This is a genomic window from Klebsiella sp. 7-CIP_Kleb. (genome assembly GCF_050378655.1).
Classification (GTDB): Bacteria; Pseudomonadota; Gammaproteobacteria; order Enterobacterales; family Enterobacteriaceae; genus Klebsiella; species Klebsiella quasipneumoniae.
Window position 1 is genome coordinate 127,427 of the sequence record NZ_JBNRLJ010000005.1, and the last position, 26,708, is coordinate 154,134.

The following is a 26,708-nucleotide window of genomic DNA, read 5'->3' on the forward strand; positions in this document are numbered from 1 at the left end:
GCTCCGGCGACGATATCGCCGCCGGAGCTCAATTTTTATCAGGCGCCAACCACCACCGACAGCATACTCAGCGAGCCCATCTCGATGCCATCGACCGGGGTCGAAATCGCCTCCACGCCATCCCATGCCCCCAGCACGTATAACAGCGGCAGGAAATGCTCCGCCGTTGGGTTGGAGAGCGAGCCCCCTTCGTGTGCCAGGTAGTTAACCAGCGGGTGCTGATCGTCCGGGCCCTGCCACTGCAGATTCGCCTTCACGTAGTTGTTGAAGGACTCCGCCCACGGATACGGCGTGTTCTCGCCATGCCAGCGGGCGGTACGCAGGTTGTGCACCACGTTGCCGCTGGCCACCAGCATAATCCCTTCATCACGCAGCGAGGCCAGCTTTCGCCCCATTTCGAGATGCCAGGCCGGCGGTTTGGTGCTGTCGATGCTCAGCTGAACCATCGGGATATCCGCATGCGGATACATCTTGATCAGCACGCCCCACGAGCCATGGTCAAATCCCCAGGCTTCTTTATCGAGAGTGACCGGCACCGGCGAGAGCAGCTCCACCAGCCGTTGCGCCAGCGCCGGGGAGCCCGGCGCCGGGTAATGGGTGTCATACAGCGCCTGCGGGAAACCGCCGAAGTCGTGAATGGTCTTCGGGGCCTCCATCGCCGTCACGCCCGTACCGCGGGTGAACCAGTGCGCAGAGACCACCACGATCGCTTTCGGACGCGGCAGGGTTTCGCCCAGGTGAGCCCAGGCGCGGGTATAGCGGTTGTCTTCCAGCACGTTCATTGGGCTGCCATGGCCGAGAAACAACGCGGGCATTCGGGTACGGGACATGATGATATCCTTAGGGTGTCAATGTGATGTGCTCACATTACGCGCTTTTGCGCCAGGATAAACTCAGATAACCATGATGATGATCGTCAGAAAATTTGAATGTAATTCGCGGTAAAGGGAGCTGTCCCGTACGCGCATCCTCAGGCAATATACTCCTATGCACTTTTTTCGCAGGGAGAGAAGCGATGTCATCACCCTTAATATTGACGCTGTTAGCCGGTAGCGCAACCTTTATAGGCGCCATTTTCGGCGTGATTGGCCAGAAACCCTCTAACCGCCTGCTGGGCTTCTCCCTCGGCTTTGCCGCCGGGATCATGCTGTTGATTTCGTTGATGGAAATGCTGCCTGCCGCGCTGGCCGCCGAGGACATGTCGCCGCTGCTCGGCTACGGAATGTTTGTTTTCGGCCTGCTGGGCTACTTTGGTCTCGATCGCCTGCTGCCGCATGCCCACCCGCAGGATTTGATGACCCCCGCCGCGCCGCGCCCGCGCAATTTACGCCGCACCGCCATTCTGCTGACGTTGGGTATCAGCCTGCATAACTTTCCGGAAGGGATCGCCACCTATGTCACGGCCAGCAACAACCTCGAGCTTGGCATGGGAGTGGCGCTTGCCGTCGCCCTGCACAATATTCCTGAAGGACTGGCCGTTGCCGGGCCGGTATATGCCGCCACCGGATCGCGCAGTAAGGCGGTGCTCTGGGCCGGTCTTTCCGGCATGGCGGAGATTTTGGGCGGCGTGCTGGCGTGGCTGATTCTGGGTAGCCTGGTCTCGCCGATGGTCATGGGCGCGATCATGGCCGCCGTCGCCGGGATTATGGTGGCGCTGTCGGTCGATGAACTGATGCCGCTGGCGAAAGAGATCGATCCGCAAAGCAACCCGAGCTATGGCGTCCTGTGCGGGATGTCGGTGATGGGGCTGAGTCTGGTGGTGCTCCAGACGATGGGCATCGGTTAAGGCACAGAAACAAAACAGCCCACTAATAAGCGGGCTGTTTTCACTGGCGTTGTGAGCCGCTGATTAGCTGGCTTTACGCTCATGTTCGCGACGATAGGCCACCAGATCTTCAATCGTGACCACCGCCATATTGTGCTGCTGAGCGAACGCGATGCACTCCGGCGCGCGCGCCATGGTGCCATCGTCATTGGTCAGCTCGCACAGCACGCCTGCCGGTTTGAAGCCAGCGAGGGTCACGAGGTCAATAGTGGCTTCAGTGTGGCCGCCGCGGGTCAGTACGCCGCCCGGCTGCGCCCGCAGCGGGAAAACGTGGCCAGGACGGTTGAGATCGGAAGGTTTCGCGCCGTCGGCAATCGCCGCGCGGACGGTGGTCACGCGGTCAGCAGCGGAAACGCCGGTGGTCACGCCTTCCGCCGCTTCGATGGTGACGGTAAATCCGGTGCCGTAGGCGCTGGTGTTGTTCTCCACCATCATCGGCAGATCCAGCTGTTTGCGGCGATCTTCGGTCAGGCACAGGCACACAATGCCGCTGCCGTGACGAATGGTCAGCGCCATCTGCTCTACGGTCATGGTTTCGGCGGCGAAGATCATATCGCCTTCGTTTTCACGGTCTTCATCGTCAAGCACCATCACGCCGCGGCCTTCGCGCAGGGCGTCCAAAGCGTGTTCCACACGTTCAAAAGCGGTACCAAAAGAAGAAAGGAGCGTCTGATTCATGGTAAAAAAACCTCATTAAAATTATGGTTACCAGAATCAGGGCAGTCTTAGGAGCGCCGGTTTAGCGGCAAAAGTCAACGCGAGCGGGCCTGGGCCCGACTGTGCCGTTACTCTCTCCCATCCGGACTTTAACCGTCGGCCCCGGAATTACACCGGATCTGCTGACCTTCCCGTAGTCACGGGAAGCGCTCGCGGGCTTTCAACGCCATGGTTGATTTACCGCCGGTGGGGAATTTCGCCCCGCCCTGAGAATAAGCGAGATAACTATAACGCTATTGACTATCCTCGGCAATGCATAAGCTTCAAACATTTCTGGTTTATAGGCGGCCTGGTTCGCACTACAATGATCAATCATCCGACCCGAGCAGGAAACCACCATGATTGACCCGAAAAAAATTGAACAAATCGCCCGCCAGGTCCATGAGTCGATGCCAAAAGGACTTCGCGATCTGGGTGAGGATGTTGAAAAGAAAATCCGCCAGGCGCTGCAGTCGCAGCTGACCCGTCTGGACCTGGTCAGCCGCGAAGAGTTTGACGTGCAGACTCAGGTTCTGCTGCGGACCCGCGAAAAACTGGCGCTGCTGGAACAGCGCCTGAATGACCTCGAAAACCGCCCGGCGACGACGCCTGGCAGCGAAGAGCAGCAGTAAAAAAACGGGCCCTCAGGGGCCCGTTTGCGTTGGCTTAGTGTGCGGCTTCCGCCGGGCTGTTCACCTGACGACAGTACAGTTCATAGCGCTGGCAAAACCATTCACGATGTTCTTCATCCATATTGCCGACAATGGCCTGAAGATCAACTGGCTGGCCCTGGGCGTGCATTCTGGCGAAACTCCGTGCCAAAAAATCAAAATTCTTCATTGAATACATGTCGTTATGGTTCATGCGCATACTCCTTCAGCGGTGGATGTTCTGATCAGTCATATGCCTTTTACTCACTTCAGTATTTACGCTTACCTTAACGCCATCTGTACGAAAAATGCGCTTAATATGATTATTTATTGCGCCAAATCATTTTCCACATCATTAAATAAAAACGGCCCGCGATATCGCTATCGCAGGCCGTGATGCCGCACCGTTATGGCGGGGGAATAACGAAACGGTTATTTTTCGCTATCTTTTTGTATTTTCTTAATAATGTTGGTGGTTGAGCAACCATCTTCAAAGTTGAGCACCAGCACTTCGCCACCGTTCGCCCAGACCTCTTCACTGCCGGCGATCTGCTCCGGTTTGTAGTCGCCGCCTTTCACCAGCAGATCCGGCAGGATCCCGGCAATCAGGCGCTGCGGTGTATCTTCTTCGAAGGAGACCACCCAGTCGACCGCCTCCAGCGCCCCCAGCACGATCATCCGCTGCTCCAGCGGGTTTACCGGGCGGGTTTCGCCTTTCAGTCGTTTGGTGGAGGCATCGCTGTTGACCGCCACGATCAGACGGTCGCCCAGTTTGCGCGCATTCGCCAGATAGGAGACATGGCCGGCGTGCAGAATGTCGAAGACGCCGTTGGTCATCACCACTTTCTCGCCGCGCTTGCGCGCCGCCGCAACCGCCTGTTTGAGTTCTTCTTCGCTCATCACGCCAAAGCCGGTCTCAGCCCGGCCGCGGACCGCGTTTTCCAGCTCGACAGGGGAAACGGTGGATGTACCCAGCTTACCGACCACCACGCCCGCCGCGGCGTTAGCGAAATAGCAGGCCTCTTCCAGGGTGTTGCCGGACGCCAGGGTCGCCGCCAGCACGCCAATCACCGTGTCGCCGGCGCCGGTGACATCGTACACTTCCTGAGCCTGGGTCGGCATATGCAGCGGCGGACGCCCCGGCTGCAGCAGCGTCATCCCCTGCTCAGAGCGCGTCACCAGCAGCGCTGACAGTTCGAATTCGGCGATAAGCTTCATGCCGCGCTCAACGATCTCCGCTTCGTCCTGGCACTTGCCCACCACCGCTTCAAACTCAGAGAGGTTCGGGGTGAGCAGCGTCGCGCCGCGATAGCGTTCGAAATCGGTGCCTTTCGGATCGATCAGTACCGGCACGCCTGCTTCACGGGCGAGCTTGATCATCGTCTGGACGCTGGTCAGCGCCCCTTTGGCGTAATCCGAGAGAACCAGCGCGCCAATGGCGCCCAGCGCCTGCTGAATGCGCTCGTGCATCGGCTGCGGATCAACGCCGGAGAAGCCCTCTTCAAAGTCGAGGCGGATCAGCTGCTGGTTGCGCGACAGCACCCGCAGCTTGGTGATGGTCGGGTGAGTTGGGACGGAGACGAAGTCGCACTTCACATTGACGTTGGCCAGCGCCTGGCTCAGCGCGCGAGCGGCGTCATCAATCCCGGTCAATCCCACCAGGCGCGACGTCGCCCCCAGGGAGGCGATGTTCATCGCTACGTTTGCCGCGCCGCCAGGACGTTCTTCGATATTTTCCACCTTCACCACCGGCACCGGGGCTTCCGGGGAAATACGACTGGTGGGGCCGTACCAGTAGCGGTCCAGCATCACATCACCCACCACCAACACTCCTGCACGTTCAAACTCCGGCAGCGTTACTTTCATGACTCTCTCCTGCGAGACGCAAACTTTGCGCGCGATAATAGCACACCCGATTTTATAGTTAAGCCATCAGCCACTTCTGCCAGCTGGCGCTGACCTGCTCACGCTCCCGGCTGAATGCCTCCGGCGCCACGTGTCCCGGCAGCTCCTGCAGGGCCAGGTGATGGAGCGCATCACGCAAGGTGGTGTACGCGTGCGTTAAAGCTCGCGCTTCCTCCTCGTCCATGATCTCGTTCTGCGCCAGCAGCTCGAGAATACGCACGTTATCAGACCAGCGGGTCAGCTTTGGCTTGTCGCTGGCATAGCGTAGGACCAGATACTGGGTAATAAATTCAATATCCGTGATCCCACCGGCATCGGCTTTGATATCAAAACGATCGGCATGTTTGTTGCCAAGGTGGGCGCGCATCTTCTCGCGCATCTCGCGAACCTCGGTCTGCAGGGTCGCGCCATCCCGCACGGTGGTCAGAATATCGCGCCGAATGGCGTCAAATCGCGCCTGCAGCGCCGGGTCGCCATAGACCACGCGAGCGCGCACCAGCGCCTGATGTTCCCATGTCCAGGCTTCGTTCTGCTGATAGTCGGCAAACGCGTCGGCGGTGGTGACCAGCATCCCCGCCGCGCCGGAAGGGCGCAGCCGGGCGTCAACTTCGTAGAGAATACCGGACGAAGTGCGGGTGCTGAACAGATGCATGATCCGCTGAGCCAGCCGCAGGTAGAACTGACGGCCGTCGATCTCCCGCTCGCCGTCGGTCATCACCTCCGGCGGGCAGTCATGGAGGAACACCAGGTCGAGATCGGAACTGTAGCCCAGCTCCCAGCCGCCGAGCTTGCCGTAGCCGACGACGGCGAAGCCGCGCCCCTGGCGATCGTGCAGATGGGTCGGCTGGCCGTAGCGGGCCACCATCTGTCCCCATGCCTGCTGCACCACCGCGTCGAGGATGGCTTCGGCAAGCCAGGTTAAGTGATCGCTAACCTTCATCACCGGTAGCGTGCCAGCGATATCCGCCGCGGCGATATGCAGCTGCTGCGCCTGCTTGAACTGGCGCAATGCCTCCAGCTGCTGCTCTTCATCCTCTTCCGGCACCCGCAGCAGATACTGACGCAGCTCATCGCGATAGGCATCGGTCGCCGTCGGCTGATAGAGGGTGTTGGGATCCAGTAGCTCATCAAGCAGCAGCGGGTGGCGCGCCAGCTGGCTGGCGACCATCGGCGACGCGGCGCAGAGCGTAATCAGGTGCTTCAGCGCGCCGGGGAATTCGCTCAGCAGTTCAAGATAGGTGGTGCGAGTGACGATCCCGGTCAACAGCGGCGTGATCCGAGCCAGAGGCAGCGGCGCATCGGCGCGCGAGCAGATTTCGCTCAGCAGATGCGGCATCAGTTGATCCAGCACCTGGCGGCCGCGCGGGCCGATGGTGCGCCGATCCAGCTCTTTACGGAAATCGGCAATCAGCGCCAGCACGCTGCGGCGGTCGGCGTCGTTTAAATGCGCCAGCGCCGGGCTGGCGTCATCTTCTTCCAGCGCATCCTGCCACAGCTCGCGCCAGTACTCGGCGAGCTGCTCATCCGGCGACTGAGCCTCATCATCGCCGATCAGCTCATTAAACACCCGCCGCACGCTGGCCATATGGCTCGCCAGCTGCGCGCTCAGCGTCTCCCAGTCGTCAGTATGCATCCCCCACGCCAGCCTGGCGCGGTTCAGTTCATCCTGCGGCAGAGTCTGGGTCTGCTCATCGTTGATGCTCTGCAGCAGATTTTCCAGCCGGCGCAGGAACAGATAGGCCGCGCGCAGCAGCGCCGCGTCGCCTTCCGGCAGCAGATGCAGCTCATCAATCGCCGCCAGCGTCGGCAGCAGCGCCCGCTGCTGCAGCGCAGGTTCGCGACCGCCGCGGATCAGCTGAAAGACCTGCACGATAAACTCAATTTCACGGATCCCGCCGGCGCCGAGCTTGATGTTGTCTTTCAGCCCGCGACGCCGCACTTCACGAGCGATCATCCCTTTCATGTTACGCAGCGACTGGATCACGCTGAAGTCGATATAGCGGCGGAAGACGAAGGGGCGAAGCATCGCGCGCAGCTCGCTGGCGTAGGCGTCGTCGTTATCGCCCATGATCCGCGCTTTCACCATCGCGTAGCGTTCCCAGTCCCGGCCCTGCTCCTGGTAATAATCCTCCAGCGCCGCAAAGCTGAGCACCAGCGGCCCGCTGTCGCCAAACGGTCGCAGGCGCATGTCCACCCGATAGACAAAGCCGTCCTGCGTCGGCTGGTCGAGCGCCTTGATCAGCCGCTGCCCCAGGCGGGTAAAGAACTGGGCGTTATCCAGCTCGCGGCGGCCGCCGCGGGTGGCACCATGCTCAGGCCAGGCAAAAATCAGATCGATATCGGAAGAGAAGTTCAGCTCGCCGCCGCCCAGCTTTCCCATCCCGAGGATCAGCAGCGGCTGCGGCTGGCCCTCGGCGTTGCAGGGCGTTCCCCACTCCTTACAGCAGGCGGCATACAGCCAGTCGCGAGCGGCGACAATCAGGGTCTCTGCCAGGACGCTCAGCTGCTGCAGCGTCTCTTCTTCGCTTACCAGCGACAGCGCCTGCGCCCAGGCAATGCGGACCATCATCTGGCGGCGGAAAAGACGCAGCTCTCGCATCAACCCCGCTTCGTCAGCCACCGCTTGCAGGCGCTCCTGCAGCCAGGTCTCGTAATGCCGCCACTCTTCCGCCTCCGGCGAGGAGTCCGCAAGCTCGTTCAGCCAGCCTGGCTGGGCGATCACACTCTGTTCGACAAAATCACTGAACGCCATCACCGACCGGGCCTGCGGGCTCAGTTCGGCGACGGGAAAATCCGCTGGCAGGCGGTCAGCGACCGTCTGCCAGTGCTGCTGTAACTGCGAAGAAAGCGGCATCATAGGGGCTCCCTGGCCTGTAATTATCGTTTTCCACTATGCAGCCAGAACGGCTCGGCAGCCAGCGCCTGGCGACGGAAATATTCAAAGACGCTGCGGTCGTCATGCTCTATCGCACGCTGAAGCTCCTGCCAGTTCTCCAGCCACGGCGCGACGGCGTCGCCATAGGCGCCCGCCAGCAGCTGGACGCTGTCGATATCGCGGGACAGCTTCGGCAACTGGTCGGCGGCATCTTCAACCGCCAGATGCTGCACGGCGCTGCGCAGCTCGGCCGCCACCCGCGAGAGGTTAATATCGGCAAACCGTTTGAACGATCCGGCTATTTTTTTCTCTCCCGCCTCGTTGAGGAACGGACGCCAGCCGCGCTGGACCAGCCATTCGGTCAGCGCCAGTTTGGCGGCGACGACCTCGGTGCGGAATAACGCCTCCTCGGCGGTGTCCGCGGCCAGCAGCGCGGCTTCGGCGTCGTTCAGCAAGGCGCGGAGGTGGGTGGTCGCCTTCCGCGGCACGATGCCGCCGAACAGCACGAGGGCATGGCGCACGCGGGCCAACGCCAGCAGGATTTCCGCTTTAGCTTTCGCGTTGCCGCGCAGCCAGACCTCATCGTGATACAGCCAGTGCGCCAGGGCGCTCTCCAGCGCCGCCTCCAGCCCCTGCTCCACGCTGGCCTTCGCCGCCACCGGCAGCACCGCCAGCCGGGCCACCGGGCGCTCATTGTTGCCTTGCGCCAGATGATACCCGCGCGCGGCTTTGCTCAGGCTCCCCTGACGCAGGACGCCGCTCTCCAGCAAACGCTGCGCGAAGCGCAGCAGATCGGCGGTCTCCCCGGCGAGCAACTCCAGCTCCAGCTCGCAGATCGGCTCCTGATGCTCGCCCGCCTTCACTTCGCCGCGATCGAGAGCAATCTCAATCTCACTCTTTCCTTCCTGGATCACCCAGCGTTCACGGGCAAAATCGGTGCTGAACAGCGGCTGGACATGCTCCGCCAGCGCGGTCGGAAGTTCCCCTTGCGGCCAAACCTCCGCCGGCAGGCGCTCAAGCGCCAGCTCCGGTTTATCCAGGGGAATATTGTATTCCGGGCGCTGGTGCAGGCCGCCCACCACCCGACCGGCGATTTTCAGCGTCATTTCATAACGCCCCTGATCGCCGCGGATGCGCAGCCCCATGTCGTGACGACGCAGCCAGTTATCGGCGGTTTCGTAATAAATGTTCAGCAACTGGCCCGCGGGCGTATGTTTCGCCTCGAGCGCATTGAGCTGCTCGCGCAGCGTCTCTACCCCATCCTGAGCGACGATAAACTTAAGTTCGATTTCTTGAGCCATGACTGAATTCTTCCGCTTCTGTGCTGCGCCGACAAATTGCGGCGAACTTACGACGATATTTTTTGTCAGTAGATAGTATTTTGCGGCGAATCGCCATGCAACGCGCTTTTTGCCGGGCCACCTCCTGGATGATTCCGATTGTGGCGGAAAACTTTGCGTCGCTCTGGCGATGCCTCTACTATCGTTCCACTTTTTATGACCAAACGATGACCTGATGCCAAAATTACGCCTGATTACTTTTACTTTGCTCGCGCTTAGCGCCGCCACGGCGGTTCACGCAGAAGAAAAGCGCTACGTTTCCGATGAGCTGAACACCTGGGTTCGCAGCGGCCCGGGCGATAATTATCGTCTGGTCGGCACCATCAACGCCGGGGAAGAAGTGGCGGTGCTGCAAACCAACGACAGCACCAGTTACGCGCAGATCCGCGACGCCAATGGGCGTACTGCCTGGATCCCGCTGAAAGAGCTGAGCAACGAGCCCAGCCTGCGCACCCGCGTCCCGGATCTGGAAAACCAGGTCAAAACGCTGACCGATAAGCTGAATAATATCGACGCCACCTGGAACCAGCGCACGGCGGATATGCAGAAGAAAGTCGCCGGCAGCGACAGCGTGATCAACGCGCTGAAAGACGAGAACCAAAAGTTGAAAAATGAGCTGGTTGTCGCACAGAAGAAGGTGAATGCGGCGAATCTGCAGCTTGATGACAAACAGCGCACCATTATCATGCAGTGGTTTATGTACGGCGGCGGCGTGTTGGGCGTCGGTCTGCTGCTGGGTCTGGTGCTGCCGCATCTGGTGCCAAGCCGCAAACGTAAAGACCGGTGGATGAACTAATTCGTCTTCTCTGCCAGACTTACGTATCATCTTGCAAAAAACAGATACGGGAGAATCAGGCGTGAAGAGTTATCTGGTCGGCGGTGCGGTGCGCGACGCGCTGTTAGGACTGCCGGTCAAAGACCGAGACTGGGTGGTGGTGGGCGCCACCCCGCAACAGATGCTTGACGCGGGCTATCAGCAGGTAGGCCGCGACTTTCCCGTGTTCCTTCATCCGCAAAGCCGGGAAGAGTATGCCCTGGCCCGCACCGAGCGCAAATCCGGCGCAGGCTATACCGGTTTTACCTGCTATGCCGCCCCGGACGTCACCCTCGAAGCGGATCTGCTGCGCCGTGACCTGACGGTCAACGCCCTCGCCCAGGACGCCGACGGCGCAATTATCGACCCCTACGGCGGACAAAACGATCTCCGCCAGCGTCTGCTGCGCCATGTCTCCCCTGCCTTTAGCGAAGATCCGCTGCGCGTGCTGCGCGTGGCGCGCTTTGCCGCCCGCTATGCCCATCTCGGTTTTCGCATTGCCGAAGAGACCCAGACCCTGATGGCCGCCATGGTTGAGGCCGGCGAACTGGCCCATTTAACGCCGGAGCGGGTGTGGAAAGAGACGGAAAGCGCGTTGACCACCCGCAACCCGCAGGTCTTTTTTCAGACGCTGCGCGACTGCCAGGCCCTCAAGGTGCTGTTCCCGGAGATTGACGCCCTGTACGGCGTGCCGGCCCCGGCCAAATGGCACCCGGAAATCGACACCGGCCTGCACACCCTGATGACCGTCACGATGGCCGCGATGCTGTCGCCGGACGTCGATGTGCGCTTCGCCACCCTATGCCATGACCTCGGCAAAGGGCTGACGCCGAAAGCGCTCTGGCCGCGTCACCACGGCCATGGCCCGGCGGGAGTCAAGCTGGTGGAGCAGCTCTGCGCGCGTCTGCGGGTGCCGAACGATATCCGCGATCTCGCGAAACTGGTGGCGGAGTATCATGATCTGATCCACACCCTGCCGATCCTGCAGCCGAAAACCCTCGTCAAACTCTTCGACAGCATTGACGCCTGGCGTAAACCGCAGCGCGTGCAGCAGATCGCCCTCACCAGCGAAGCCGACGTTCGCGGGCGCACCGGTTTCGAGGCTAGCGATTATCCGCAGGGGCGCCTGCTATTAGAGGCCTGGGAAGTGGCGCGGTCGGTCTCCACCAAAGAGGTGGTGGCGGCGGGGTTTAAAGGGGCGGAAATTCGCGAGGAGCTGACGCGGCGGAGAATTGCGGCGGTGGCGCAGTGGAAGGAACAGCGTTGCCCCCAGCCGCAAGGCTGAGGGCGCAGGCCTTAGAAGAAGACCACGTAAACCGCTGCCGCGACGATAAAGCGGTAGATAGCGAACGGAATGAACGAGATCCGTTTGATCAGCTGCAGGAAGGTTTTAATCGCAATCAGCGCCACGATAAACGCCATCACGAAGCCGACGGCAAACATCGGGACATCGCCCATGTTGAGGAAGCCGATGCTCTTGTAGACGTCCAGCACCGTGGCGCCCATCATCATCGGTACCGCCAGCAGGAATGAGAATTCCGACGCCGCGTAGCGGCTGACGCCCATCAGCATGCCGCCGGAGATGGTCGCCCCTGAGCGGGAGAAGCCCGGCCACAGCGCCAGGCACTGGAAGCAGCCGATAACGAACGCCTGACGATAGGTCATATCGTCAATCCCGACCGCGCGCGGCTGTTTCGGCTTCAGCACTTCCGCCGCAATTAACAGCACACCGCCGACAATCAGGGCGTACATCACGTTTACCGGGTTAAACAAAGACTTAATGGTGTCGTGGAAAATAAGCCCCATTACCACCGCGGGGATCATGCCGAGAAGGATATGGATAAGCGACAAGCGACCGCTGCCTTTGCCTTCGTGCTCCGGCGGCCTGCCGAAATGGATGCCGATCAGGCCGAACAGGCGACGCCAGAACATGACCACCACGGCGAGTATCGAGCCTAGCTGAATAACCACTTCAAAGGTATTTGCCGTATCACCTTCAAACCCCAGCAGGTGACCAACAATAATCATATGACCGGTACTGGAAACAGGTAAAAACTCTGTCAACCCCTCAACCACACCCAATATTGCCGCCACCAGCAGCGAGTGTATATCGCTCATCCAATTAAACCCTTTAAAAAAGTAAAATGAAAAAAACCAGGAACACGGTATCGTTCAACAGGCACAACCCGACTGCCAGAGGGCGCACAATCCGCAGCATACACGGCGTACACAAGGATTCGCCTGCCGTTCTGGTAGAAGATCGCCAGTAAAATTGCCTGATGACCGGATGCTATGACCGGTATAAACGCAATTTGTTTAACAAGTATGACCTGAAAAGTTTTGTTTCAGATTAAGGCCACGTTCAATAATCACCCCGACGTTTGCCGCGCGAGCCACGGCGCCAGGTTTGCTGACTTTAATGCGCACCCATGGCGACTGGAATGTCTCCAGCAGCAGGTCGGCCACCTCTTCCGCCACCCGCTCCACTAACGCGAATTTTCCCCCCTCAACATGCGCGATGACGCGCTCGCTGATATCAGCATAGCTGAGGCAATCGCTGACATCATCGCTGGCGGCCGCCTTGCGGTTATCCCATGCAATTTCGATATCGAACACCAGCTTCTGCTCAATGGTTTGTTCCCAGTCATAAACACCAATGGTGGTGATTACCGAAAGTTGCTCTATAAATACAATATCCATCACGCCCTGCCTGCTTTTTAGCTAAACCGGATACCACTTCCGGCGAATTATGCGTATTATCCACAGATGCAGAGAATACAACGACATTTTCAAAACGGAACAGCGTTATGAGTGCAATCGCGCCTGGACTGGTACTCCTCGCCTACCTCTGCGGCTCCATTTCCAGCGCCATTCTGGTATGTCGCCTTGCTGGCCTGCCCGACCCACGCGACAGCGGCTCAGGCAACCCCGGGGCCACTAACGTACTACGAATTGGCGGAAAAGGGGCGGCCGTAGCGGTACTTATTTTTGATGTGCTGAAGGGCATGCTGCCGGTATGGGGCGCCTGGGCGCTGGGCCTGACGCCGTTCTGGCTGGGTTTAGTGGCGATTGCCGCCTGCGTGGGCCATATCTGGCCGGTTTTCTTTCATTTCCGCGGCGGTAAAGGCGTCGCCACGGCCTTCGGCGCTATCGCCCCCATCGGCCTCGACCTGACCGGCGTGATGGCCGGGACCTGGCTGCTGACCATCCTGCTCAGCGGTTACTCTTCCCTTGGCGCTATCGTCAGCGCGCTGATCGCTCCGTTCTACGTCTGGTGGTTTAAACCGCAGTACACCTTCCCGGTGTCGATGCTCTCCTGCCTGATCCTCCTGCGCCATCACGACAACATTCAGCGTCTGTGGCGCCGCCAGGAGAGCAAAATCTGGACGCGTGTGAAGAAGAAAAAAACGCCAGAAGAGAAGTAATCTCCCCTCCCGGCCCCGCCAGCCGGAGGGATCGCCGCTTCTATTTACCTGTCTCACCCGCCTTTTCGCCTTACGTCGTCATGATTGGCGATCTTCACCACATCCCTCTTTTGTAACAATGCGTTAGCGGTGACCCTCAGCAAAAATCACGCCAGCGACCAGCGGCGCGGCGTCCCCCCCGCTGGCGCCTTTTCCGCAGCGGCCAGGCAGCGGATCAGGATATTGACGGCAATGATTATCCGGGTGAATAATCCGGAGCGGTTATGCCGCTTTCCCCTTGCGCCCAATGCGACGCTGCGGGTAACAGATGACATAAGCGTTTCGTATGACCGGGATAATCTCCCGCCGATCAATACTCATTGCTGCTGTTTTATCTTGATTTTGCAGGGGCGCAACATTGCACGGCACCGTGTTACCACCACTCAAAAAAGGCTGGCAGGCCACGCTGGATCTGCGCTTTCAGCAGGCCGGCGGCAAGACCGTTCTCGCCAGCGCCCAACACGTCGGCCCGCTGACCGTCCAGCGCCCGTTTTACCCGGAAGAAGAGACCTGTCACCTCTATCTGCTTCACCCCCCCGGCGGCATCGTCGGCGGTGATGAACTGACGATTAGCGCCCACCTTGATCCCGGCTGCCATACCCTGATCACCATGCCTGGCGCCAGCAAGTTTTACCGCAGCAGCGGCGCGCAAGCGCTTTTGCGCCAGCAGTTGACCCTCGCCCCGCAGGCGACCCTGGAGTGGCTCCCGCAGGATGCCATCTTCTTTCCCGGGGCGAACGCCCGACTGTCCACCACCTTTCACCTGTGTGCCTCCAGCACCCTGCTGGCCTGGGATCTGCTCTGCCTTGGCCGCCCGGTGATCGGCGAAACCTTCAGCCACGGCACCCTCAGCAACCGGCTGGAGGTATGGGTGGACAATGAGCCGCTGCTGGTCGAGCGCCTGCACCTGCAGGAGGGAGAGCTCTCCAGCATCGCTGGACGTCCCTGGGTCGGCACGCTGCTGTGCTATCCGGCAACCGATGCCCTGCTCGACGGGGTGCGCGACGCGCTGGCGCCGCTCGGCCTCTACGCCGGCGCCAGCTTGACCGACCACCTACTGACGGTGCGCTTCCTCAGTGACGATAATCTGATTTGCCAGCAGGTGATGCGCGACGTCTGGCAGTTTCTGCGTCCTCATCTCACCGGCAAGTCCCCCGTACTCCCCCGAATCTGGCTGACTTAAGAGAACGTTATGGAACTGACCCCCCGAGAAAAAGACAAGCTGTTGCTGTTTACCGCCGCGCTGGTGGCGGAACGCCGCCTGGCCCGCGGCCTGAAGCTCAACTATCCGGAATCCGTGGCCCTGATCAGCGCCTTTATTATGGAAGGCGCCCGCGACGGCAAAAGCGTGGCCTCGCTAATGGAGGAAGGTCGTCACGTCCTGACCCGCGAGCAGGTGATGGAAGGCGTCCCGGAAATGATCCCGGATATCCAGGTCGAAGCCACCTTCCCGGACGGCTCGAAGCTGGTCACCGTTCACAACCCGATTATCTGAGGCAGCGCCATGATCCCTGGTGAATATCACGTTAAGCCCGGCCAGATAGCCCTCAACACCGGCCGGGCGACCTGTCGCGTGGTCGTTGAAAACCACGGCGATCGGCCGATTCAGGTCGGTTCGCACTACCATTTCGCCGAGGTCAACCCGGCGCTGAAGTTCGACCGTCAGCAGGCCACCGGCTATCGCCTGAATATCCCGGCCGGCACGGCGGTACGCTTTGAACCTGGCCAGAAACGCGAGATTGAGCTGGTGGCCTTCGCCGGTCACCGCGCCGTCTTCGGCTTCCGCAGCGAAGTCATGGGCCCACTGGAGGCAAACGATGAGTAATATTTCACGCCAGGCCTATGCCGACATGTTCGGCCCCACCGTCGGCGATAAGGTGCGCCTGGCCGACACCGAGCTGTGGATCGAGGTGGAGGACGATTTGACCACCTACGGGGAAGAGGTCAAATTCGGCGGCGGCAAAGTGATCCGCGACGGGATGGGCCAGGGACAGATGCTGGCCGCCGACTGTGTTGACCTGGTGCTCACCAACGCGCTGATCGTCGATCACTGGGGCATCGTTAAGGCCGATATCGGCGTGAAGGACGGCCGGATCTTCGCCATCGGCAAAGCCGGCAACCCCGACATCCAGCCCAACGTCACCATCCCCATCGGCGCCGCGACGGAAGTGATTGCCGCCGAAGGAAAAATCGTCACCGCCGGCGGGATCGATACCCATATTCACTGGATCTGTCCGCAGCAGGCGGAAGAGGCGCTGGTCTCCGGCGTGACCACCATGGTCGGCGGCGGCACCGGCCCGGCGGCGGGTACCCATGCCACCACCTGCACCCCGGGGCCTTGGTATATCTCACGCATGCTGCAGGCGGCCGACAGCCTGCCGGTTAATGTCGGCCTGTTGGGCAAGGGCAACGTTTCTCAGCCGGACGCTCTACGCGAGCAGGTGGCGGCGGGCGTTATTGGCCTGAAGATCCATGAGGACTGGGGCGCCACCCCGGCGGCGATCGACTGCGCATTAACCGTCGCCGATGAGATGGATATTCAGGTCGCCCTGCACAGCGACACCCTCAATGAGTCCGGTTTTGTGGAAGATACCCTCGCCGCCATCGGCGGGCGCACCATCCACACCTTCCATACCGAAGGGGCCGGCGGCGGCCATGCGCCGGACATCATCACCGCCTGCGCCCACCCGAACATTTTGCCGTCCTCCACCAACCCAACGCTGCCCTACACCCTCAACACCATCGACGAACATCTCGATATGCTGATGGTCTGCCACCATCTGGACCCGGACATCGCCGAGGACGTGGCCTTTGCCGAGTCGCGCATTCGCCGGGAAACCATCGCCGCAGAAGACGTGCTGCACGACCTTGGCGCCTTCTCGCTCACCTCCTCCGATTCGCAGGCCATGGGCCGCGTCGGAGAAGTGGTTCTCCGCACCTGGCAGGTGGCGCACCGCATGAAGGTGCAGCGCGGCGCGCTGGCGGAGGAGACCGGGGATAACGACAACTTCCGCGTGAAGCGCTACATCGCCAAATACACCATCAACCCGGCGCTGACCCACGGCATCGCGCACGAAGTCGGCTCCATTGAGGTGGGTAAGCTGGCGGACCTGGTGGTCTGGTCGCCTGCCTTCTTCGGCGTGAAACCGGCCACCGTGATCAAGGGCGGCATGATCGCCATCGCGCCGATGGGCGATATCAATGCCTCTATTCCGACCCCGCAGCCGGTACACTACCGTCCGATGTTTGGCGCGCTGGGCAGCGCCCGCCATCACTGCCGCCTCACCTTCCTGTCGCAGGCAGCGGCGGACCATGGCGTAGCCGAGCGGCTGAACCTGCGCAGCGCGATTGCCGTGGTGAAAGGCTGCCGCACGGTGCAGAAAGCCGACATGGTGCACAACAGCCTGCAGCCTAACATCACCGTCGACGCGCAGACCTATGAGGTGCGGGTGGATGGCGAACTCATCACCAGCGAGCCGGCAGAGGTTCTGCCGATGGCGCAACGTTATTTTCTGTTTTAAGGAGTGCGGATGCTTTATTTAACTCAACGTCTGGAGACCCCCGCCGCCGCGACCGCCAGCGTTACGCTGCCGATTGATGTTCGCGTCAAAAGCCGGGTAAAAGTCACCCTCAACGATGGCCGGGAAGCCGGTCTGCTGCTGCCCCGCGGCCTGCTGCTGCGCGGCGGCGATGTGCTGAGTAACGAAGACGGCACCGAATTTGTGCAGGTGATTGCCGCTGATGAAGGGGTGTCGGTGGTGCGCTGCGACGACCCGTTTATGCTGGCGAAGGCCTGCTATCACCTCGGCAACCGTCACGTACCGCTGCAGATTATGCCAGGCGAGCTGCGCTACCATCACGATCACGTGCTGGACGATATGCTGCGCCAGTTCGGCCTGACGGTGACCTTTGGCCAGCTGCCGTTCGAGCCGGAAGCCGGCGCTTACGCCAGCGAAAGCCACGGTCATCATCATGCTCATCATGACCACCACGCTCACAGCCACTAGCATGTCGACAGCGGAACAACGCCTGCGGCTGATGCAGCTGGCCAGCAGCAACCTGCCGGTAGGAGGTTACAGCTGGTCCCAGGGGCTGGAGTGGGCTGTGGAAGCCGGCTGGGTGCCGGACGTCGCGGCCTTCGAGCGCTGGCAGCGACGGCAGATGACGGAAGGCTTTTTTACCGTTGACCTGCCGCTGTTCGCCCGCCTGTACCGCGCCTGCGACCAAGGCGATATCGCCGCGGCCCGGCGCTGGACGGCTTATCTGCTGGCCTGCCGGGAGACCCGTGAACTGCGGGAGGAAGAGCGCAACCGCGGCGCGGCGTTTGCCCGCCTGCTGGGCGACTGGCAGCCGGACTGTCCGCCGCCGTGGCGCACGCTGTGCCAGCAAAGCCAGCTCGCCGGGATGGCCTGGCTCGGCGTGCGCTGGCGCATCGCGCTGCCCGAGATGGCCTTAAGCCTGGGCTACAGCTGGATTGAGAGCGCCGTAATGGCCGGCGTCAAGCTGGTGCCCTTCGGCCAGCAGGCCGCCCAGCAGCTCATTTTACGTCTTTGCGACCACTATGCAGCGGCGATGCCCCGCGCACTGGCCGCGCCGGACGGCGATATCGGATCGGCCACGCCGCTCGCCGCCATCGCCTCTGCCCGGCATGAAACCCAATACTCCCGATTATTCCGTTCCTAGGAGAAGCCATGAATTCTTATAAACACCCGCTGCGCGTCGGCGTCGGCGGCCCGGTCGGCTCTGGTAAAACCGCCCTGCTGGAAGCGCTGTGCAAAGCGATGCGCGATACCTGGCAGCTGGCGGTGGTCACTAACGACATCTATACCAAAGAAGATCAGCGCATCCTCACCGAAGCGGGCGCGCTGGCCCCTGAACGCATTGTCGGTGTAGAAACCGGCGGCTGCCCGCACACAGCGATCCGCGAAGATGCCTCGATGAACCTCGCCGCCGTGGAAGCGCTGAGTGAAAAGTTCGGTAACCTCGACCTTATCTTCGTGGAAAGCGGCGGCGATAACCTGAGCGCCACCTTCAGCCCGGAGCTGGCGGATCTGACCATCTACGTCATTGACGTGGCCGAAGGGGAGAAGATCCCGCGCAAAGGCGGGCCGGGGATCACCAAATCCGATTTTCTGGTGATCAATAAAACCGACCTTGCCCCCTATGTCGGCGCTTCGCTGGAGGTGATGGCCAGCGATACCCAGCGTATGCGCGGCGATCGCCCGTGGACCTTCACCAATCTGAAGCAGGGAGACGGCCTGAGCACCATTATCGCCTTCCTCGAAGACAAAGGCATGCTCGGCAAATAGGCCTGTTGCACCAGCCGGGCGCAGACGCGTCCGGATGGTGCAACCCCTGCTCTCTCTTCTATCACCCTGCGCTCCCCTCCCCGCCACGCCTGCCCTGCAATATGGCATAAGGTTTGCTAATTCAAGTCATGCCTAACCATTAAGGAATGACTATGTCATCACTGGATCTCAACCCTGAATTACCCGCGACAGCGCGGACTTCCGGCTCCCGGGAAACCTTAGAAGATTACACCTTACGTTACGCCCCGCTGAGCTTCCGCCGCTGGGGACCGGGCGTCGTCGCGGTCACGGCGCTGGGCGGCATCGCCTATCTGGCGGACTTTTCCATCGGCGCCAGCATCGGTATGGCCTGGGGCACCAGCAACGCCATCTATTCGATCCTGGTGGCGGCGCTGATGATCTTCCTCACCGGCATTCCGCTGGCGATCACCGCCGCGCGCTACAACATTGACCTTGACCTGATCACCCGCAGCGCCGGCTTCGGCTATTTCGGCTCGGTGATCACCAGCATTATTTTTGCCGGCTTCACCTTTATCTTCTTCGCCCTCGAAGGCTCGATCATGGCCCAGGGGCTGCTGGTGGGCCTCGGGATACCGCTGTGGATGGGGTATCTGATCGCCACCCTGATGGTGCTCCCGCTGGTGGTCTATGGCATGAAAGCCCTGACCCGCCTGCAGGTATGGACCACTCCACTGTGGCTGGTGCTGATGGTGGTGCCGGTGGTGTGGCTGATTGTCAAAGATCCGCAGCTGGTGGACGGCTTCCTGCATTTCGCTGGTAAAAACAGCGCGTCGACGGTGGATATCACCGCCATCATGCTCGGCGCCGGGGTATGCCTGTCGCTTATCATGCAAATTGGCGAGCAAATTGATTACCTGCGCTTTATGCCGCCTAAAACCGCGGAGAACCGTAAAACCTGGTGGCTGGCGGTCTTTTCCGCCGGTCCGGGCTGGGTGGTGCTAGGCGCGATCAAACAGATCATCGGCGCCTTCCTCGGCTTCTATCTATTGACCCGTTTTCCGGCGGTGCACAATACCGAACCGGTGCAGCAGTTCGTCAGCGTCTTCGATAATCTGGTGCCCGGCTGGCTGGCCCTGACGCTGGCGGTGGTGCTGGTGGTGATCTCGCAGATCAAAATTAACGTCACCAATGCCTACTCCGGCTCGTTGGCGTGGACCAGCGCCTGGACCCGCACCACCAAACGCTATCCGGGGCGGATTATTTTTGTGGTGGTCAATCTGGCGATTGCCCTGGCGCTGATGGAAGGCGATATGTTCAGCGCCCTGTCGTGGATCCTCGGCTTTTACTCCAACTTCGCTATCGCCTGGGTCGTGGTGGTGGCGACCGACATCACCTTTAATAAAGGCTTGCTCAAGCTGGCCCCGGCGCAGCCGGAATATCGTCGCGGCATGATCTACAACGTTAACCCGGTGGGCGTGGTTTCCTTTGGCCTGGCCGCCGGGCTGTCGATCTGCGCTTTCTTCGGCCTGCTGGGGACGACGCTGGCGCCGTTCTCGCCGCTGATCGCGCTGGTCGTCGCCTTTGTCATGACCCCGCTGATGGGGATCCTCACCCGCGGGCGCTACTATATTAAGCAGGTGGATGACGGGATCGCCGAACCGCGCTATGACGCGGCGGGGAACGCCTCGACCACCGTGTATCAATGCGTTAGCTGTGAGGAAGAGTACGAGCGCCCGGACGTGATGCATTCACATAAGCATCAGGGTGCCATCTGCTCACTGTGTAAAAGTATGGAGTAGTCAGGTAGGCAGGCCGACGTGACGTCGGCCTGTTTCAGGACGCTTTAGGCGGCAGGTAGTTCGGCCAGCGGCCAGCGCGGGCGGACCGTCACGCCGAGCTCAGCTTTGGCGCCGGTTTGCAGACGCACCATGCCGGCGTAGGCGATCATCGCGCCGTTATCGGTACAGAACTCAGGGCGGGCGTAGAATACCTCACCGCCGCGTTTTTGCATCATCTCCGCCAGCTTCGCCCGCAGGGTGCGGTTGGCGCTCACGCCTCCCGCCATCACCAGACGCTTAAAGCCGGTTTGCTCCAGCGCGCGGCGACATTTAATCATCAGCGTATCGACAACCGCATCCTCAAACGCGCGAGCGATGTCGGCGCGGGTTTGTTCATCGTCGCCGTTGCTGCGAATGGTGTTGGCGGCGAAGGTCTTCAGTCCGGAGAAGCTGAAGTCCAGCCCCGGACGGTCGGTCATCGGACGCGGGAAGACGAAGCGGCCTTCAGTACCCTGGGACGCCATTTTCGACAGCATCGGCCCGCCGGGATAATCCAGCCCCAGCAGTTTCGCGGTTTTATCAAAGGCTTCGCCCGCCGCATCGTCAATCGACTCGCCCAGCAGTTCGTACTGGCCGATACCGGTGACGCTGATCAGCTGCGTATGGCCGCCGGAAACCAGCAGCGCGACGAACGGGAACGCCGGCGGGTTATCTTCCAGCATCGGCGCCAGCAGGTGCCCTTCCATATGGTGTACCGGGATCGCCGGCACGTTCCAGGCGAAGGCCAGCGACCGGCCAACGGTCGCCCCGACCAGCAGCGCGCCGACCAGCCCAGGACCCGCCGTATAGGCGACGGCGTCGATATCTTTCGCCGTCAGGCCGGCCTCTTTCAGCGCCGCCTGGATCAGCGGCACCGTTTTGCGCACGTGGTCGCGCGATGCCAGCTCCGGCACCACGCCGCCGTAGTCCGCATGCAGTTTCACCTGACTATACAATTGGTTGGCTAACAGACCTTGCTGGTCGTCATAAATCGCGATGCCGGTTTCATCGCAGGATGTTTCAATGCCCAGTACACGCATGAGTTGTTTTACCTCGCTTCAATACCGCGCAGTGTAGGTCCAATGACCGGCGATGTAAAACTTTGCTCACCCCTGGTGCTCTCTTCGTGTATACTCCTCACCCTTATAAAAGTCCCTTTCAAAAAAGGCGCAGGTGCTTTACAAAGCAGCAGTAGTTGCAGTAAAATTCCGCACCATTTTGAAATAAGCTGGCATTGCGGCCAGCGGCAAACCGAATTAATCAAAGGTGAGAGGCACATGCCGGTAATTAAAGTACGTGAAAACGAGCCGTTCGACGTAGCTCTGCGTCGCTTCAAGCGTTCCTGCGAAAAAGCAGGTGTTCTGGCGGAAGTTCGTCGTCGTGAGTTCTATGAAAAACCGACTACCGAACGTAAGCGCGCTAAAGCTTCTGCAGTGAAACGTCACGCGAAGAAACTGGCTCGCGAAAACGCACGCCGTACTCGTCTGTACTAATCTGTTGAGAGCGACGCTCTCAATTCAGACCGAGTTGTAGTTGTAAGGCCGTGCTTCCGAAAGGAATGCGCGGCTTATTTTCGTTTATAGTCATCAGAAATAACGGGGCTTATGGCTGGACGAATTCCACGTGTATTTATTAGCGATCTGCTTGCCAGAACCGACATCGTCGATCTGATCGATGCGCGGGTAAAGCTGAAAAAGCAGGGCAAAAATTTTCACGCGTGCTGTCCGTTCCATAACGAAAAAACCCCCTCTTTCACCGTCAACGGTGAAAAACAGTTTTACCACTGCTTCGGCTGCGGGGCGCACGGCAATGCTATCGATTTCCTGATGAACTACGACAAGCTCGAGTTCGTGGAAACGGTCGAAGAGCTGGCCGCCATGCACAACCTCGAAGTGCCTTATGAAGCAGGCAACGGACCCAGCCAGATAGAGCGCCATCAACGGCAGAACCTCTACCAGTTACTGGATGGTCTGAATACGTTTTATCAACAGTCTCTGATGCAGCCCGCCGCCGACCCTGCGCGCCAGTACCTGGCAAAACGGGGGTTAAGCAGCGAGGTGATTACGCGCTTTGCCATCGGCTATGCTCCCCCAGGTTGGGATAACGTTTTAAAACGTTTTGGCGGCAATCAGGAAAACCGCCAGTCGCTTATTGATGCCGGCATGCTGGTCACCAACGATCAGGGACGCAGTTACGACCGCTTCCGCGAACGGGTGATGTTCCCCATCCGCGATAAGCGAGGCCGGGTGATTGGGTTTGGCGGACGGGTGCTGGGCGATGCCCTGCCGAAGTATCTCAACTCCCCGGAAACCGACATATTCCATAAAGGCCGTCAGCTATATGGCCTGTATGAAGCGCAGCAGGACAACCCCGAACCACCGCGTTTGCTGGTTGTCGAAGGCTATATGGACGTCGTGGCGCTGGCGCAGTACGACATCAATTATGCTGTCGCCTCGCTGGGTACCTCGACCACGGCCGATCATATCCAGCTGCTGTTCCGGGTGACCAATAACGTCATCTGCTGCTACGACGGCGACCGGGCCGGCCGCGATGCCGCCTGGCGCGCGCTGGAGACGGCGCTGCCGTACATGACCGATGGGCGCCAGCTGCGCTTTATGTTTCTGCCTGACGGCGAAGACCCGGATACGCTGGTGCGTAAAGAGGGCAAAGCGGCGTTCGAGACGCGGATGGAGCAGGCTCAGCCGCTCTCCACGTTCTTGTTTAACAGCCTGCTGCCGCAGGTCGACCTCAGCACGCCGGACGGGCGCGCGCAGCTGAGCACGCTGGCGCTGCCGCTGATAACCCAGGTGCCGGGCGAAACCCTGCGCATCTATTTGCGTCAGGAGCTGGGCAACAAGCTGGGCATTTTAGATGACGCCCAGCTTGAACGTTTAATGCCAAAACAGGCGGAAAATGGCGCCCCGCGCCCCGCACCACAGCTAAAACGCACGACCATGCGTATACTGATAGGACTGCTGGTGCAAAACCCGGATCTGGCGCCGTTAGTCCCACCGCTGGAGGGGCTGGACTCGCGCAAAATGCCGGGGCTGAGCCTGTTCGGCGAGCTGGTGAAGAGCTGTCTGGCGCAGCCTGGTCTGACAACCGGGCAACTTTTAGAGCAATATCGCGGCACAAAAGAGGCCGCAACCCTTGAAAAACTGTCGATGTGGGACGATATAGCAGATAAAGATATCGCTGAACAAACCTTCACCGACTCGCTCAACCATATGTTTGATTCACTGCTGGAACTGCGACAGGAAGAGTTGATTGCTCGCGATCGCACACACGGTTTAAGCAGTGAGGAACGCCGGGAGCTCTGGACCATCAGCCAGGAGCTGGCGAAAAAATAAATGACAGACTCAGTCATTCACGTTGCATTGATGCAGCAGCAGAACGCAGAGCAACGTGAAGGACACCGTATTTAACGGCTTAAGTGCCGAGTATCGATCGGGAAGCCCCCGACAGCCGCGCAGAGGCGCAGCGGCAATAATATAAGTACGCCCTCGCTTTAAATGTCGACAGCCCGCCTGCCGACACCAATCAAACGAATTAAGTGTGGATACCGTCTTATGGAGCAAAACCCGCAGTCACAGCTGAAGCTTCTTGTCCAACGTGGTAAGGAGCAAGGCTATCTGACCTATGCCGAGGTCAATGACCATCTGCCGGAAGATATCGTCGATTCCGATCAGATCGAAGACATCATCCAAATGATCAACGACATGGGCATTCAGGTGATGGAAGAAGCACCGGATGCCGATGATCTGATGCTTGCCGAAAACACCGCGGATGAAGATGCTGCCGAAGCCGCCGCGCAGGTGCTCTCCAGCGTGGAATCCGAAATCGGGCGTACGACCGACCCGGTGCGCATGTACATGCGTGAAATGGGTACCGTAGAGCTGCTGACCCGTGAAGGCGAAATCGACATCGCCAAACGCATTGAAGACGGCATCAACCAGGTGCAGTGCTCCGTTGCCGAATACCCGGAAGCGATCACCTACCTGCTTGAGCAGTACGACCGCGTGGAAGCGGAAGAAGCCCGTCTGTCCGATCTGATCACCGGTTTCGTCGATCCGAACGCCGAAGAAGATATGGCGCCGACCGCCACCCACGTTGGCTCCGAGCTGTCTCAGGAAGAGATGGATGACGACGAAGACGAAGACGAAGATGAAGACGCCGACGACAACAGCGATGACGACAACAGCATCGACCCTGAGCTGGCCCGTGAGAAGTTCGCCGAGCTGCGTACCCAGTACGAGCTGACGCGCGACACTATCAAAGCCAAAGGTCGTAGCCATGCCGCCGCCCAGGAAGAGATCCTGAAGCTGTCTGAAGTCTTCAAGCAGTTCCGCCTGGTGCCGAAGCAGTTCGATTACCTGGTCAACAGCATGCGTAGCATGATGGATCGCGTTCGTACTCAGGAACGTATCATCATGAAGCTGTGCGTTGAGCAGTGCAAAATGCCGAAGAAAAACTTCATCACCCTGTTCACCGGCAACGAAACCAGCGAAACCTGGTTCAACGCCGCGGTGGCGATGAACAAGCCGTGGTCCGAGAAGCTGCTGGAAGTGAAAGAAGACGTGCAGCGCGGCCTGCAGAAGCTGCAGCAGATCGAAGAAGAGACCGGCCTGACCATCGAGCAGGTGAAGGATATCAACCGTCGCATGTCCATCGGTGAAGCGAAAGCCCGCCGTGCGAAGAAAGAGATGGTGGAAGCGAACCTGCGTCTGGTTATCTCGATCGCCAAGAAATACACCAACCGCGGTCTGCAGTTCCTCGACCTGATTCAGGAAGGCAACATCGGTCTGATGAAAGCGGTGGATAAGTTCGAATACCGTCGCGGCTACAAGTTCTCGACCTACGCTACCTGGTGGATCCGTCAGGCGATCACCCGCTCCATCGCGGATCAGGCGCGCACCATCCGTATTCCGGTGCATATGATTGAGACCATTAACAAGCTCAACCGTATCTCCCGTCAGATGCTGCAGGAGATGGGCCGTGAACCGACCCCGGAAGAGCTGGCCGAGCGCATGCTGATGCCGGAAGACAAAATCCGTAAAGTGCTGAAGATCGCCAAAGAGCCTATCTCCATGGAAACGCCGATCGGCGACGATGAAGATTCGCATCTGGGGGATTTCATCGAGGATACCACCCTCGAGCTGCCGCTGGATTCCGCGACCACCGAGAGCCTGCGTGCGGCAACGCACGACGTGCTGGCCGGCCTTACCGCTCGTGAAGCGAAAGTCCTGCGTATGCGTTTCGGTATCGACATGAACACCGACCACACGCTGGAAGAAGTGGGTAAACAGTTCGACGTTACTCGCGAACGTATCCGTCAGATCGAAGCGAAGGCGCTGCGTAAACTGCGCCACCCGAGCCGTTCTGAAGTGCTGCGTAGCTTCCTCGACGATTAATCGTCGCGGGACAGCGTCCAAAGCCGGTTAAAAAGCTCCCTGCGGGGAGCTTTTTTTATGGCGTTTCGCTGGCCGCTCGGGGAAAGCCGCCGCTCTCCGCTACTGACCGCGGGTCGCCAGGGCATCATCCAGTTCACGATAGGCCGCCACCAGCTTATCGAGCGTCGCCCGGTTTAAACCGCTGGGATTGGGCAGCACCCACACCTGGGTCGTGCCAATGGTTATCGCCTGTTTCCCCCACTTCGCCCCGCGCTGGTTAAAGGCCAGCTCGAAGGCCTGCTTGCCGAGCACCGCCAGGGCCTGCGGCTGATACTCCTCAATCTTCTTCACCAGCTCACGGCCGCCGCTGCGCAGCTCCTGCAGGGCGACCTCGCTGGCCTGCACCGTCGGACGCTCAACCAGCATGGTGATGCCGCAGCGCGTATCCAGCAGCTGTAGCTCCTCTTCCGGCCTGAGCTGCCGATCGGTAAAGCCGGCCTGATGGATGACCTTCCAGAAGCGGTTGCCAGGATGGGCAAAATGAAAGCCGGTATGGGCGGAAGACTTCCCCGGGTTGATACCGCAAAAGACGACGCGCAGGCCCGGCGCAAGGATATCGCTAATCATGTTTTCTCCGGCTGTATGGCTAAAACATGATTATA

General features: G+C 60.1%; 27 protein-coding genes, 2 pseudogenes and 1 riboswitch. Of the genes and pseudogenes, 18 read left to right on the top strand and 11 right to left on the bottom strand.

Annotation, left to right across the window (positions count from 1 at the left end; translation table 11 throughout):
* Positions 1–38 precede the first annotated feature (38 nt).
* Positions 39–830 carry a 4,5-DOPA dioxygenase extradiol gene (ygiD, locus tag ACQUTI_RS17860; protein ID WP_049093667.1) on the bottom strand — a complete coding sequence of 264 codons (792 nt, stop codon included), beginning with the start codon at positions 828–830 and terminating at the stop codon, positions 39–41.
* 185 nt (positions 831–1,015) lie between these two features.
* Here ygiD and zupT point away from each other — a divergent pair, with 185 nt between their 5' ends.
* Entirely contained in the window at positions 1,016–1,786 is a 771-nt protein-coding gene (gene zupT / locus ACQUTI_RS17865) for a zinc transporter ZupT (protein WP_017899746.1), read from the top strand.
* 63 nt (positions 1,787–1,849) lie between these two features.
* Here the strand turns inward: zupT and ribB are convergent, their stop codons facing one another.
* Positions 1,850–2,503: a 3,4-dihydroxy-2-butanone-4-phosphate synthase gene (gene ribB, locus ACQUTI_RS17870; protein ID WP_017899745.1), complete on the bottom strand. Its 654-nt coding sequence runs from the start codon at positions 2,501–2,503 to the stop codon at positions 1,850–1,852.
* Positions 2,504–2,608: 105 nt separating this feature from the next.
* Positions 2,609–2,760: riboswitch (FMN riboswitch) on the bottom strand.
* Between the two features lie 120 nt (positions 2,761–2,880).
* Here ribB and ubiK point away from each other — a divergent pair.
* Positions 2,881–3,153 (top strand): ubiquinone biosynthesis accessory factor UbiK, encoded by a 273-nt coding sequence (gene ubiK, locus ACQUTI_RS17875; RefSeq protein WP_004174355.1) that lies wholly within the window; start codon positions 2,881–2,883, stop codon positions 3,151–3,153.
* 34 nt (positions 3,154–3,187) lie between these two features.
* On the opposite strand, the gene glgS is transcribed toward ubiK, so the two are convergent.
* A complete protein-coding gene (gene glgS / locus ACQUTI_RS17880) occupies positions 3,188–3,385 on the bottom strand; it encodes a cell surface composition regulator GlgS (RefSeq protein WP_004205248.1) in 198 nt (65 codons plus the stop codon).
* On the opposite strand from glgS, the pseudogene ACQUTI_RS17885 reads away from it, so the two are divergent.
* Positions 3,377–3,523, top strand: a pseudogene (locus ACQUTI_RS17885) (hypothetical protein); the annotation flags it as partial. The gene glgS and the pseudogene ACQUTI_RS17885 sit on opposite strands and share 9 nt — an antisense overlap.
* 80 nt (positions 3,524–3,603) lie before the next feature.
* On the opposite strand, the gene hldE reads toward ACQUTI_RS17885, so the two are convergent.
* Genes hldE through ACQUTI_RS17900 form a run of 3 tightly spaced genes read right to left on the bottom strand, consistent with a single transcriptional unit; the run spans position 3,604 to position 9,252 of the window.
* Positions 3,604–5,037: a bifunctional D-glycero-beta-D-manno-heptose-7-phosphate kinase/D-glycero-beta-D-manno-heptose 1-phosphate adenylyltransferase HldE gene (hldE, locus tag ACQUTI_RS17890; protein WP_064187774.1), complete on the bottom strand. Its 1,434-nt coding sequence runs from the start codon at positions 5,035–5,037 to the stop codon at positions 3,604–3,606.
* Positions 5,038–5,095: 58 nt separating this feature from the next.
* Positions 5,096–7,933: a bifunctional [glutamate--ammonia ligase]-adenylyl-L-tyrosine phosphorylase/[glutamate--ammonia-ligase] adenylyltransferase gene (gene glnE / locus ACQUTI_RS17895; protein ID WP_074194589.1), complete on the bottom strand. Its 2,838-nt coding sequence runs from the start codon at positions 7,931–7,933 to the stop codon at positions 5,096–5,098.
* A gap of 20 nt (positions 7,934–7,953) precedes the next feature.
* Positions 7,954–9,252 (bottom strand): inorganic triphosphatase, encoded by a 1,299-nt coding sequence (locus tag ACQUTI_RS17900; protein WP_032456631.1) that lies wholly within the window; start codon positions 9,250–9,252, stop codon positions 7,954–7,956.
* A 214-nt stretch (positions 9,253–9,466) separates the two neighbouring features.
* Here ACQUTI_RS17900 and ACQUTI_RS17905 point away from each other — a divergent pair, with 214 nt between their 5' ends.
* Positions 9,467–10,087 carry a TIGR04211 family SH3 domain-containing protein gene (locus tag ACQUTI_RS17905; protein WP_004205252.1) on the top strand — a complete coding sequence of 207 codons (621 nt, stop codon included), beginning with the start codon at positions 9,467–9,469 and terminating at the stop codon, positions 10,085–10,087.
* A gap of 61 nt (positions 10,088–10,148) precedes the next feature.
* Positions 10,149–11,390, top strand: coding sequence for a multifunctional CCA addition/repair protein (locus ACQUTI_RS17910; protein ID WP_017899740.1), 1,242 nt, complete (start codon positions 10,149–10,151; stop codon positions 11,388–11,390).
* Positions 11,391–11,401: 11 nt separating this feature from the next.
* Here the strand turns inward: ACQUTI_RS17910 and bacA are convergent, their stop codons facing one another.
* The gene (gene bacA / locus ACQUTI_RS17915) at positions 11,402–12,223 is read right to left on the bottom strand and encodes an undecaprenyl-diphosphate phosphatase (protein ID WP_004205255.1); all 822 of its coding nucleotides are present in this window, start codon (positions 12,221–12,223) and stop codon (positions 11,402–11,404) included.
* A gap of 198 nt (positions 12,224–12,421) precedes the next feature.
* The gene (gene folB, locus ACQUTI_RS17920; protein WP_004150923.1) at positions 12,422–12,805 is read right to left on the bottom strand and encodes a bifunctional dihydroneopterin aldolase/7,8-dihydroneopterin epimerase; all 384 of its coding nucleotides are present in this window, start codon (positions 12,803–12,805) and stop codon (positions 12,422–12,424) included.
* 107 nt (positions 12,806–12,912) lie between these two features.
* On the opposite strand from folB, the gene plsY reads away from it, so the two are divergent.
* Together plsY and ACQUTI_RS17930 are read left to right on the top strand one after the other, a co-directional pair.
* Positions 12,913–13,530: a glycerol-3-phosphate 1-O-acyltransferase PlsY gene (gene plsY / locus ACQUTI_RS17925; protein ID WP_004205257.1), complete on the top strand. Its 618-nt coding sequence runs from the start codon at positions 12,913–12,915 to the stop codon at positions 13,528–13,530.
* Positions 13,531–13,679: 149 nt separating this feature from the next.
* A pseudogene (locus ACQUTI_RS17930) lies at positions 13,680–13,781 on the top strand (hypothetical protein); the annotation flags it as partial.
* A gap of 10 nt (positions 13,782–13,791) precedes the next feature.
* On the opposite strand, the gene ACQUTI_RS17935 reads toward ACQUTI_RS17930, so the two are convergent.
* Positions 13,792–13,938, bottom strand: a complete 147-nt coding sequence (locus ACQUTI_RS17935; RefSeq protein WP_032447021.1) for a hypothetical protein — start codon at positions 13,936–13,938, stop codon at positions 13,792–13,794.
* Here ACQUTI_RS17935 and ACQUTI_RS17940 point away from each other — a divergent pair.
* The 8 genes from ACQUTI_RS17940 (at position 13,928) to ACQUTI_RS17975 (ending at position 20,638) form a co-directional block, all read left to right on the top strand.
* Entirely contained in the window at positions 13,928–14,752 is an 825-nt protein-coding gene (locus tag ACQUTI_RS17940) for an urease accessory protein UreD (RefSeq protein WP_032456633.1), read from the top strand. The two genes, ACQUTI_RS17935 and ACQUTI_RS17940, sit on opposite strands and share 11 nt — an antisense overlap.
* A 9-nt stretch (positions 14,753–14,761) precedes the next feature.
* Positions 14,762–15,064, top strand: a complete 303-nt coding sequence (locus ACQUTI_RS17945) for an urease subunit gamma (RefSeq protein WP_002916871.1) — start codon at positions 14,762–14,764, stop codon at positions 15,062–15,064.
* Positions 15,065–15,073: 9 nt separating this feature from the next.
* Positions 15,074–15,394 carry an urease subunit beta gene (locus ACQUTI_RS17950; RefSeq protein WP_064183227.1) on the top strand — a complete coding sequence of 107 codons (321 nt, stop codon included), beginning with the start codon at positions 15,074–15,076 and terminating at the stop codon, positions 15,392–15,394.
* Entirely contained in the window at positions 15,387–17,090 is a 1,704-nt protein-coding gene (ureC, locus tag ACQUTI_RS17955; protein ID WP_004205260.1) for an urease subunit alpha, read from the top strand. The genes ACQUTI_RS17950 and ureC overlap by 8 nt, the downstream gene beginning before the upstream one ends.
* 9 nt (positions 17,091–17,099) lie before the next feature.
* Positions 17,100–17,576, top strand: a complete 477-nt coding sequence (ureE, locus tag ACQUTI_RS17960; RefSeq protein WP_017899736.1) for an urease accessory protein UreE — start codon at positions 17,100–17,102, stop codon at positions 17,574–17,576.
* A gap of 1 nt (position 17,577) precedes the next feature.
* Complete coding sequence (locus tag ACQUTI_RS17965) at positions 17,578–18,252, top strand: urease accessory protein UreF (RefSeq protein ID WP_004205263.1); 675 nt, start codon at positions 17,578–17,580, stop codon at positions 18,250–18,252.
* 8 nt (positions 18,253–18,260) lie between these two features.
* Complete coding sequence (gene ureG / locus ACQUTI_RS17970) at positions 18,261–18,878, top strand: urease accessory protein UreG (protein ID WP_002916877.1); 618 nt, start codon at positions 18,261–18,263, stop codon at positions 18,876–18,878.
* A 152-nt stretch (positions 18,879–19,030) separates the two neighbouring features.
* Entirely contained in the window at positions 19,031–20,638 is a 1,608-nt protein-coding gene (locus ACQUTI_RS17975; protein WP_428923334.1) for a purine-cytosine permease family protein, read from the top strand.
* Positions 20,639–20,682: 44 nt separating this feature from the next.
* Here the strand turns inward: ACQUTI_RS17975 and tsaD are convergent, their stop codons facing one another.
* Positions 20,683–21,696, bottom strand: a complete 1,014-nt coding sequence (tsaD, locus tag ACQUTI_RS17980; RefSeq protein WP_002916879.1) for a tRNA (adenosine(37)-N6)-threonylcarbamoyltransferase complex transferase subunit TsaD — start codon at positions 21,694–21,696, stop codon at positions 20,683–20,685.
* A gap of 237 nt (positions 21,697–21,933) precedes the next feature.
* Here tsaD and rpsU point away from each other — a divergent pair, with 237 nt between their 5' ends.
* From rpsU to rpoD, 3 genes are all read left to right on the top strand, one after another.
* A complete protein-coding gene (gene rpsU / locus ACQUTI_RS17985; protein ID WP_001144069.1) occupies positions 21,934–22,149 on the top strand; it encodes a 30S ribosomal protein S21 in 216 nt (71 codons plus the stop codon).
* A 111-nt stretch (positions 22,150–22,260) separates the two neighbouring features.
* On the top strand, positions 22,261–24,006 hold the full coding sequence (gene dnaG / locus ACQUTI_RS17990; protein WP_048295607.1) for a DNA primase: 1,746 nt from the start codon (positions 22,261–22,263) through the stop codon (positions 24,004–24,006).
* 219 nt (positions 24,007–24,225) lie between these two features.
* Positions 24,226–26,067: an RNA polymerase sigma factor RpoD gene (gene rpoD, locus ACQUTI_RS17995; RefSeq protein ID WP_004174339.1), complete on the top strand. Its 1,842-nt coding sequence runs from the start codon at positions 24,226–24,228 to the stop codon at positions 26,065–26,067.
* Positions 26,068–26,166: 99 nt separating this feature from the next.
* Here the strand turns inward: rpoD and mug are convergent, their stop codons facing one another.
* A complete protein-coding gene (gene mug / locus ACQUTI_RS18000; protein ID WP_108450842.1) occupies positions 26,167–26,673 on the bottom strand; it encodes a G/U mismatch-specific DNA glycosylase in 507 nt (168 codons plus the stop codon).
* Between the last annotated feature and the right edge of the window lie 35 nt (positions 26,674–26,708).

Excerpts from the sequence above, each read along its gene's own strand:
- ygiD (WP_049093667.1), bottom strand. The coding sequence starts at position 830 with ATGTCCCGTACCCGAATGCCCGCGTTGTTTCTCGGCCATGGCAGCCCA.
- zupT (WP_017899746.1), top strand. The coding sequence starts at position 1,016 with ATGTCATCACCCTTAATATTGACGCTGTTAGCCGGTAGCGCAACCTTT.
- ribB (WP_017899745.1), bottom strand. The coding sequence starts at position 2,503 with ATGAATCAGACGCTCCTTTCTTCTTTTGGTACCGCTTTTGAACGTGTG.
- ubiK (WP_004174355.1), top strand. The coding sequence starts at position 2,881 with ATGATTGACCCGAAAAAAATTGAACAAATCGCCCGCCAGGTCCATGAG.
- glgS (WP_004205248.1), bottom strand. The coding sequence starts at position 3,385 with ATGAACCATAACGACATGTATTCAATGAAGAATTTTGATTTTTTGGCA.
- hldE (WP_064187774.1), bottom strand. The coding sequence starts at position 5,037 with ATGAAAGTAACGCTGCCGGAGTTTGAACGTGCAGGAGTGTTGGTGGTG.
- glnE (WP_074194589.1), bottom strand. The coding sequence starts at position 7,933 with ATGATGCCGCTTTCTTCGCAGTTACAGCAGCACTGGCAGACGGTCGCT.
- ACQUTI_RS17900 (WP_032456631.1), bottom strand. The coding sequence starts at position 9,252 with ATGGCTCAAGAAATCGAACTTAAGTTTATCGTCGCTCAGGATGGGGTA.
- ACQUTI_RS17905 (WP_004205252.1), top strand. The coding sequence starts at position 9,467 with ATGCCAAAATTACGCCTGATTACTTTTACTTTGCTCGCGCTTAGCGCC.
- bacA (WP_004205255.1), bottom strand. The coding sequence starts at position 12,223 with ATGAGCGATATACACTCGCTGCTGGTGGCGGCAATATTGGGTGTGGTT.
- folB (WP_004150923.1), bottom strand. The coding sequence starts at position 12,805 with ATGGATATTGTATTTATAGAGCAACTTTCGGTAATCACCACCATTGGT.
- plsY (WP_004205257.1), top strand. The coding sequence starts at position 12,913 with ATGAGTGCAATCGCGCCTGGACTGGTACTCCTCGCCTACCTCTGCGGC.
- ACQUTI_RS17945 (WP_002916871.1), top strand. The coding sequence starts at position 14,762 with ATGGAACTGACCCCCCGAGAAAAAGACAAGCTGTTGCTGTTTACCGCC.
- ACQUTI_RS17950 (WP_064183227.1), top strand. The coding sequence starts at position 15,074 with ATGATCCCTGGTGAATATCACGTTAAGCCCGGCCAGATAGCCCTCAAC.
- ureC (WP_004205260.1), top strand. The coding sequence starts at position 15,387 with ATGAGTAATATTTCACGCCAGGCCTATGCCGACATGTTCGGCCCCACC.
- ureE (WP_017899736.1), top strand. The coding sequence starts at position 17,100 with ATGCTTTATTTAACTCAACGTCTGGAGACCCCCGCCGCCGCGACCGCC.
- ACQUTI_RS17965 (WP_004205263.1), top strand. The coding sequence starts at position 17,578 with ATGTCGACAGCGGAACAACGCCTGCGGCTGATGCAGCTGGCCAGCAGC.
- ureG (WP_002916877.1), top strand. The coding sequence starts at position 18,261 with ATGAATTCTTATAAACACCCGCTGCGCGTCGGCGTCGGCGGCCCGGTC.
- ACQUTI_RS17975 (WP_428923334.1), top strand. The coding sequence starts at position 19,031 with ATGTCATCACTGGATCTCAACCCTGAATTACCCGCGACAGCGCGGACT.
- tsaD (WP_002916879.1), bottom strand. The coding sequence starts at position 21,696 with ATGCGTGTACTGGGCATTGAAACATCCTGCGATGAAACCGGCATCGCG.
- rpsU (WP_001144069.1), top strand. The coding sequence starts at position 21,934 with ATGCCGGTAATTAAAGTACGTGAAAACGAGCCGTTCGACGTAGCTCTG.
- dnaG (WP_048295607.1), top strand. The coding sequence starts at position 22,261 with ATGGCTGGACGAATTCCACGTGTATTTATTAGCGATCTGCTTGCCAGA.
- rpoD (WP_004174339.1), top strand. The coding sequence starts at position 24,226 with ATGGAGCAAAACCCGCAGTCACAGCTGAAGCTTCTTGTCCAACGTGGT.
- mug (WP_108450842.1), bottom strand. The coding sequence starts at position 26,673 with ATGATTAGCGATATCCTTGCGCCGGGCCTGCGCGTCGTCTTTTGCGGT.